8 protein-coding genes are annotated in these 7,456 nt (G+C 66.8%); 3 read left to right on the top strand and 5 right to left on the bottom strand.

Going from position 1 to position 7,456, the window contains the following annotated elements:
* From OK17_RS19825 to OK17_RS19815, 3 genes are all read left to right on the top strand, one after another.
* On the top strand, nt 1-211 hold a 211-nt coding region (locus OK17_RS19825; protein ID WP_461418482.1), incomplete at its 5' end, for an amidohydrolase family protein.
* 4 nt (nt 212-215) lie between these two features.
* Nucleotides 216-458, top strand: coding sequence for a hypothetical protein (locus tag OK17_RS19820; protein WP_461418481.1), 243 nt, complete (start codon nt 216-218; stop codon nt 456-458).
* On the top strand, nt 455-1,699 hold the full coding sequence (locus tag OK17_RS19815; protein WP_461418480.1) for an FAS1-like dehydratase domain-containing protein: 1,245 nt from the start codon (nt 455-457) through the stop codon (nt 1,697-1,699). The genes OK17_RS19820 and OK17_RS19815 overlap by 4 nt, the downstream gene beginning before the upstream one ends.
* A gap of 461 nt (nt 1,700-2,160) precedes the next feature.
* On the opposite strand, the gene OK17_RS19810 is transcribed toward OK17_RS19815, so the two are convergent.
* The 5 genes from OK17_RS19810 to OK17_RS19790 form a co-directional block, all read right to left on the bottom strand.
* Nucleotides 2,161-3,087: an acyl-CoA thioesterase gene (locus OK17_RS19810; RefSeq protein WP_461418479.1), complete on the bottom strand. Its 927-nt coding sequence runs from the start codon at nt 3,085-3,087 to the stop codon at nt 2,161-2,163.
* 64 nt (nt 3,088-3,151) lie between these two features.
* Entirely contained in the window at nt 3,152-4,003 is an 852-nt protein-coding gene (locus OK17_RS19805; RefSeq protein WP_461418478.1) for a mycofactocin-coupled SDR family oxidoreductase, read from the bottom strand.
* 92 nt (nt 4,004-4,095) lie between these two features.
* Nucleotides 4,096-5,301: a thiolase family protein gene (locus OK17_RS19800; protein ID WP_232715435.1), complete on the bottom strand. Its 1,206-nt coding sequence runs from the start codon at nt 5,299-5,301 to the stop codon at nt 4,096-4,098.
* Entirely contained in the window at nt 5,301-5,762 is a 462-nt protein-coding gene (locus tag OK17_RS19795; RefSeq protein ID WP_461418477.1) for a Zn-ribbon domain-containing OB-fold protein, read from the bottom strand. Before OK17_RS19795 ends, OK17_RS19800 begins: the two co-directional genes overlap by 1 nt.
* A gap of 35 nt (nt 5,763-5,797) precedes the next feature.
* Nucleotides 5,798-7,360 (bottom strand): AMP-binding protein, encoded by a 1,563-nt coding sequence (locus tag OK17_RS19790; RefSeq protein WP_461418476.1) that lies wholly within the window; start codon nt 7,358-7,360, stop codon nt 5,798-5,800.
* Nucleotides 7,361-7,456: the final 96 nt, after the last annotated feature.

The raw sequence follows: 7,456 nt of genomic DNA, 5'->3' as shown, positions 1-7,456 counted from the left end.
CATCGAGGACCAGCACGGCATCGACAACCGGCACGCGGTCGGCATCGACAACATCACCTGGGAATGCGACTATCCGCATTCCGATTCCAACTGGCCGAACAGTCGCAAGGTGGTGGCCGAGTCCATGCGCAACGTGCCGGACGAGGAGGTCCACAAGATGGTGGAACTCAACGCCCGCAAGCTGTTCAACTTCCCGCGGACCGAGGGCTGAGGCCATGGGCGACCGGCAGGATCCCGAACTCGTCGAACAGATCCCGGCGGCCGACTGGACCGATCAGGACCTCCTGACCCGTGACAGCGCAGGCCTTCTCCTCGACGAGGAGATCGAGGCCGAACGTGCGCGCGTCGAGGAGTCCGAGAAGTCGGGCGACGATGCCGCGGTCGCCGAGGGTGAGCGAAGGCTCAACCGGCTCATCGAGATCCGCCGCTCGCTCACCACCGAACGGAGTGGTTCATGACGGTGACCGACAGCGGTTTCGGTGTCCTCACGGACGAGAAGATCGAGCGCAGCCGACTCCGGAACGGTGTGCCCGAACGCATTCCGCACGCCCCCCACAACTATGAGGTGACCTGGGACGGCGTGCGGCATTTCGCGCAGGCCTATGGTGACGACAACCCGCTCTTCTGCGATCCCGACTACGGTCCGTCGACCCGCTGGGGTGGGATGATCGCGCCGCCGGCCTTCCACTACACGATGGGTGAGGACGCCGCGCCGAAGCCCGACGCCGAGACCAAGGCGTTGTTCCGCGGTGATCCGTTCGCCGGGCTGGGGTCGTATCAGGCGGTCATGGAGTTCGAGTGGTGGCGGCCGTTGCACCTCGGAGATCGCTTGAACTGCCTGCGTTCCCAGGTCGGCGTGGTGCCGAAGACCAGTAGGTTCGGCGGCCGCTCGGCGCACGTGACCCGGGCCTTCATCTACGACAACGGTCGCGGTGAACCCTGCGTGATCCGCCGCGGAACGTGGATCAACGCCGAACGCACGGCGTCGAAGAAGCGCAAGAAGGAAGTCCGCGAACCCGAGCCGTACACGCCCGAACAGCTCGCCGAGATCGATGCGGCGTACGCGGCCGAGGAGCGTCGGGGTGCGGAGCCGAGGTATTGGGAGGACGTCGAGGTGGGTGGTCCGCTGCCGGTGAAGGTCAAGGGGCCGCTGGTCACGACCGACGTCGTCGTGTGGCACGTCGGCTGGGGTATGCAGCTGACACCGAACGGCGCCTTCGGGCACGCCTACAAGATCCGCAAGAAGGCCCCCGGTTTGTACCCGCCGAACGCGCTCAACATCCCCGACACCGTCCAGCGTCTGCACTGGGAACCCGACCGCGCACGTGAACTGGGCATCCCGACGTCGTACGACTACGGCGCCATGCGGGAGACGTGGCTGACGCACCTGCTCACCGACTGGATCGGTGACGACGGATGGTTGTGGAAGCTGTCGGTCCAGCACCGCGGCTTCAACTACATGGGCGACACGACGTGGCTCAAGGGACAGGTCGTCGACAAGCGGCAGGTCGACGGACGCAACGAGGTCGACATCGAACTCTGGTGCGAGAACCAGCGCGGTGCCATCACCTCGCCGGCCACCGCGGTCGTCCTGCTGCCCACCCGGTCGGCCCCCGTCGAGCTGCCCGACCCGCCGGCCGACAGCCGCGACGGCATCCTGCGACACGAGATGGATCGGATCGCCGCCTCCGATCTCTGAGCAGCCCCCAGAGCTTGCGGGGCGTTCCCTCCGCTCCCTGAGCAGCGTCCGGAGCTTGCGGAGGACGCGTGACGAAGGGCTGGTGAGCTGAACTCGCCAGCCCTTCGTGGCTCGTCGCTGCGCTCCTCGCACCTCAGGGAGCGGTGGCGGTCGTGCTTGCGGTCCTCGCACCTTGGGAAGCGGTGGCAATCGCGCTTGCGGTCATTGCACCTCAGGGCGTGCGGTTGGGTCGTCGTTTCTCGACCAAGCGCGAAAACTCGTCCCCCTCAGGGGTGCGCAAGGGCATATTGCCCTCGAAGGTCTCTCACGGGGACGAGAATTCTCGTGGCGCGCAGTCCGAGCGGTGCGACGGTTGGCGAGGTTATGGAACCAGCCCTTCGTGGCTCGTCGACTTCGGTACGCTCCTTCGTCGCTACTCAGCCCGGCGGCTATCGCTCCTCGCACCTCAGGGAGCGAGGTGATCAGCTGGCGTGGCCGTTGCGGCTGCCCGTGTGGGAACCGTTGCGCTTCTCGCGGTTTCGGAACAAGGACTCTTGGGCGAGGGTCGCGAGCAACACCGCGTCCTCGTCGTAGATCCGGCCGGTGTACATACCGCGGCCGCCGGAGGTGGACTCGGGAGACAGGTCCATCAGCATCCACCGGTTGGGGTCGCACTCCCGGTGTATCCACACGGTGTGGTCGATGCTGGGCAGGATGCCGACCTCCTTGACCATCGGGGCCTTCGACAGTCCGGTGCACATGTCGGAGATGAACACCAGGCCGCACGTGTGGAGGTTCGGGTCGGGGTTGGTCGGGTCGGGGTCCAGGGGTTCGGTGATGCGAATCCACAGACGTGTCGGCCAGCGGTGGTACTGGTCGGCGTCATCGGGGATGCGGACGTCGAGGTCGAGCATGCGCGGATCCTGGGGGACCGCGACGAGTTTGGCAGGGGACACCGTGACTGGCATGTCCTCGGCCTGATAGTCGGCGCCCGACTGTTCGCGTTGGAAGGACGCCGCGAGATGCAGGATGTCGATCCCGTCCTGACTGGCGACGACTTGTCGTACGGAGTACCGGCCACCGTCGCGTTCTCGGGTGACCGTGAACGTGATCGGCTTCGTCGCGTCGCCGGGGACCAGGAAGTAACAATGCATCGAGTGGGCCCGGCGATGGTCGGGGAGGGTGAGCGACGCGGCGCGCAGCCCTTGCGCGGTGAGGCGACCGCCGTAGAGCCCGCGCGGGTCGTCGGCGCTGGCCGGGGCCGCGATGAACACGTCGTGGCCGGCGTCGGCGAGGTCGAGGGCCTGCGCGACGGTCGAGGCGATCTCGCCGGTGTGCGATCTCGGCGATCGCCGGTCCGCCGGATCGACGGCGACGTCGTCGGTCCCGCGCGCGTTCCGTGTGGTCATGGTCCCTCGCTTTCTGGTGTCCCCGCCTCGCCTGCCCCCGTCTCGGTTGTCCCGTCCGTGAGGGTCAGAGGGGAACAGCCTTGGCGATCGCGCCCGCGTCGACCTTGAGCTGGGAGCCGGTGACATAGCGGGACTCGTCCGAGGCCAGGTACACCACTGCGTTGCTGACATCGAGCGGGTCGACCCACGGCACCGGGATGGCGTTCATCACCGGGAAGGACAGGGACGCATCGTCCTTGGTGGGGGACTCCAGGTCGGGACGGAACATCCGGTACATCGCGTCGTTCTGCAGCATGTCGGTGTCGCAGTTGGCCGGATGCACCGCGTTGACGCGGATACCGCGCGGTGCGACGAGGATTGAGAAGTCGTGCACGAGTTGGGCGATGGCTCGCTTCGAGTGGCCGTAGCCGGCGCCGCCGGGCCCGGTCGCCGGGTTGTCGACGGAGCCCGGGACGAGTCCGGCGACCGAACCGATGCCGATCAGCGACGCTCCGTCGCCCAGGTGCGGATAGGCGGCGTTGAAGGTGTTGATCAGGCCGACGAGGTTGACGTCGACGACGTCGAGGAAGGTGTTCGGCGGTGTCTGGCCGAGCGGACACACGCCGGCATTGGCCACGACGATGTCGAGATGACCGAAGGCCTCGATGCCCGCGGCGACCGCCTCGTCGAGGGCGGCGCGGTCGCGGACATCGGCTGCGCGCGTGACGATCGACTGTCCGGTCTTCTCGACCAGACGTACTGTCTCGTCGAGGTCTTCCTGCGACGCGAGCGGATAGGTCATGTTCTCGACCGGGCGGGGAAGGTCGACGCCGATGATGTCGGCGCCTTCCTCGGCGAGTCGCACTGCGTGGCTTCGGCCCTGACCGCGCGCCACACCGGTGACGAAGGCTACTTTTCCTGCGAGTCGAGCTGACATGGTGGCTCCCGCCCTCCGATCAAAAGGTTAACTCTTTTGATTCATTAGACACCATGTCAGCCGACCGCAGTGGAGTTTCGGTCGAAGTCCGGTCAGGCGGCGGATCGCTCCAGCACGTGGATTCCGCAGGCCGAACCGAGACCGATGACATGCGCCAAACCGACTCGTGCTCCCTCGATCTGGCGATCGCCGGCCTCGCCACGCAGGTGATGACAGACCTCCCACACGTTGGCGATACCGGTGGCCGAGATCGGGTGTCCCTTCGATTCCAGGCCGCCGGAGACGTTGACCGGGGTCGTGCCGGTGCGCCACGTGGCACCGCTCTCGAAGAAGTCGACCGCATTGCCGGGTTCGCACAGGCCGAGGTTGTCGTAGTGGACGAGTTCGGCGGTGGCGAAACAGTCATGCAGCTCGACCAGATCGAGATCCGACGGGCCGATGCCGGCCAGCTCGTAGGCCTTCTGCGCGGCATTGCGGGTGAGGGTGTTGACATCGGGCAACACCTGGCAGGCTTCCTGCCAGGGGTCGGAGGTCAGGACCGAAGCCGAGATCTTGACCGCGCGGCGTCGTTGTTCGAGCGACAGCTTTGCCAGCTCACTGTCGCTGACCAGCACGGCGGCGGCCGCGCCGTCGCAGTTCGCCGAACACATCGACCGCGTGTTCGGGTAGGCGATCATGACGTCGTTCTTGATCTGCTCGGCCGACATCGACTTGGTGTACGCCGCAAGCGGATTCAGTGTCGAATGCTCATGGTTCTTCTCCGCGATGCGGGCGAAGAGGTCGAGCGGGACATCGGTGTAGTCGACTTCGTGCAGGTATTCCATCCCGACCTGCGCGAAGACGCCGGGCATCGCTTCGGTACCGACGCGTCCGTCGAGGCCGGTCACTGCGCCGAACCGGCCCTGAGGTGTCCATTCGTTGCCTGGCGACGGTTTGGCCCGACCGCCCAGGAGCCCCGCGCCGGCGAGTTTCTCGACGCCGACCGCGAGGGCATAGCGTGCCTCGCCGGCCTTGATGGCCATCACCGCGGTGCGCAGCGCGGTGGCCCCGGTCGCGCACGCGTTGCTGACGTTGTACACGGGGATGCCGGTCTGGCCGATCTGCTTCTGCAGCGCCTGACCGAAGCCCGGCGGTGCCATGAGGTTGCCTGCCGCCAGCATGTCGATGTCCGACATGGTGATCCCGGCGTCGGCGATCGCGGCCAGCGATGCCTCGGCGCCCAGATCGACCACGTCGCGATCGAGGTGTTTGCCGAACTTGGTCATGTAGATACCGAGAATCCACACGTTCTCCGCCATCAGACCGCCTCCCCGTTCCCGGACGTATCCGGTTCGAATCCGAAACCGGTTGCCTCCACGCCGTTGTCGTCGGTGCCGACGACGTATGTCGCCAGGCGCAACGGCATGCCCAAGGTGATGTTCTCGGGCGTCGGGTCGGTGTTGACGACGTTGCCCCGCACGTGCGTTCCGCCACAGTCGATCACGCCGGCGACGAACGGCACCGGCACACCGGGTGCTGCGAAGGACACGATCGTGTAGGTGCGCAGGGTCCCCGTGGTCGGGACGGCGACGTCGGCGAACTCGGTCCCGAAGCACGATGCGCAGGCGTTCCGGTGGTCGAAGTACCGCGCCGAACACTTCGTGCACTCGTGCGCGATGAGGTGGGGATGGTCGCCGAGGACGAGGTAGTCGACGATCGGTACGGCGCCCGGCGAGGCGTCGGAGGACGCCGGGGGTGCCGCGGTGGACGTGTCGGTCATGTGGAGTGGGTTCCTTTCGTGGTGCTGGTGTGCCGTCAGACGTGCCGGCCGCTCGCGGTCCAGAACTCGTCGCGGAGGGTGCGTTTGAGGATCTTCCCGGTCTCGGTGCGAGGCAGGGTGTCCCGGAACTCGACGCTGCGCGGGCACTTGTAGCGGGCGAGCCGGTCCTTGCACCATTCGATGAGCTCGGCGCCGAGGTCATCGGTGGTGGTCGCCGAATCCGCCGTCACCACCAATGCTTTGACCTGTTCGCCCCATTCGGGATCGGGGATGCCGATGACCGCGACGTCGGCGACTGCGGGATGGGCCGACAGCACTCCCTCGATCTCCGCGGGGTAGATGTTCACCCCGCCGCTGATGATCATGTCCTTGGCCCGGTCGCAGATGAACAGGTAGCCGTCGTCGTCGAGATAGCCGATGTCGCCGATGGTGAACGACCGGCCGCGGAAAGCCGACCTGGTGGTCTCCGGGTCGCCGCGGTACTCGAAGGTCGAGGTCGCCGACTCCAGGTAGACGTTGCCGATCTCGCCGGCCGGGAGTTCGTTGCCGTCGTCGTCGAGGATGCGTACGGCCATGCCCGCGACCGCGCGACCGACCGTGCCCGGCTTCTCCAGCCAGCGATGGGGTTTGGCGATCGTCGCCGCACCCTCCATGCCGCCGTAGGTCTCCCAGATCACCGGGCCCCACCACTCGAACATCTGCTTCTTGACCTCGAGCGGACACGGCGCGGCCGAGTGGGCGACGACCTTCAGGCTCGAGTGGTCGTAGCGGTCGCGCACCTCTTGGGGGAGGCGGAGCAACCGGACGAACTGGGTGGGCACCATGTAGGCCGTGGTCACCCGATGCTCGTCGATCATCCGCAGGGTGTCCTCGGGGTCGAACTTGGCCCCGATGGCCAATGCCTGGCCGACGTTCAGGGCGCCGAGATAGAAGCCCTGGCAGCCACCGTGATTCATCCCGGTGGACACGAGGTGGACGCCGTCGAACGGCAGGAACCGGAACGCGCGGCCGAAAGTGGACATGGCGTTCGCGGCCGCCGACGGTTCGAGCGCGGGAAGTGGACGCAGAACACCCTTGGGCTTACCGGTGGTGCCCGAGGAATAGGAGATCGCACCGCCGAGGACCCGGTCCGCCGGGAGGGTGTCCGGGTGGTCGGCGATCAGATCCTCGTACGGCAGGAACCCCGGGATGTCGCCGCCGACGGCGACCGCCAGCTCGAGGGTCTCCGTGTCGCCGACGTCGCTCATCCGATCGGCGAAATCGGGATGGACCGCCACGGCCACCGCGCCGGAGTGTTCGAGGATGTCGCTGAACTCGGCCGCCGACAGCGCGGGATTCAGTGCGAGATAACGGATTCCCATCTCTGCGCAGGCCAGCTGCCAGATCACCGGATCGACGTCATTGGGCAGCGCATAGGCGACGATGTCACCGGCGCCCAACCCGTTCGCGCGTAGGGCGTGTACCAGTCGATGGGCGCTCCCGGTCAACTCGCCGAACGTCAGCGTGCGCCCGCTCGGGGAGGCCACGATCGCCGGCTGGTCGGGATGATCCTCAGCGATCCACCAGACGCCGAGTCGGCGGTCCCACGGATGCTCCACGTCTACCTCCGTCATTCTCCGCCGGACGGCGGGGGTGAAATAGCTGGGTCGGTTGTCTGTTCAGGTCACCAGGTGGTTTCGATACGGCTCGTCGCA

The sequence above is a fragment of the Gordonia sp. GN26 genome (genome assembly GCF_054823965.1).
The sequence above is the reverse complement of the archived record's forward strand: the minus strand, read 5'-3'. Positions and strand labels throughout refer to the sequence as shown.

Bases quoted from the DNA above. Each gene is read 5' to 3' on its own strand.
- OK17_RS19820 (WP_461418481.1), top strand. From the start codon at position 216: ATGGGCGACCGGCAGGATCCCGAACTCGTCGAACAGATCCCGGCGGCC.
- OK17_RS19810 (WP_461418479.1), bottom strand. From the start codon at position 3,087: ATGACCACACGGAACGCGCGCGGGACCGACGACGTCGCCGTCGATCCG.
- OK17_RS19805 (WP_461418478.1), bottom strand. From the start codon at position 4,003: ATGTCAGCTCGACTCGCAGGAAAAGTAGCCTTCGTCACCGGTGTGGCG.
- OK17_RS19800 (WP_232715435.1), bottom strand. From the start codon at position 5,301: ATGGCGGAGAACGTGTGGATTCTCGGTATCTACATGACCAAGTTCGGC.
- OK17_RS19815 (WP_461418480.1), top strand. From the start codon at position 455: ATGACGGTGACCGACAGCGGTTTCGGTGTCCTCACGGACGAGAAGATC.
- OK17_RS19795 (WP_461418477.1), bottom strand. From the start codon at position 5,762: ATGACCGACACGTCCACCGCGGCACCCCCGGCGTCCTCCGACGCCTCG.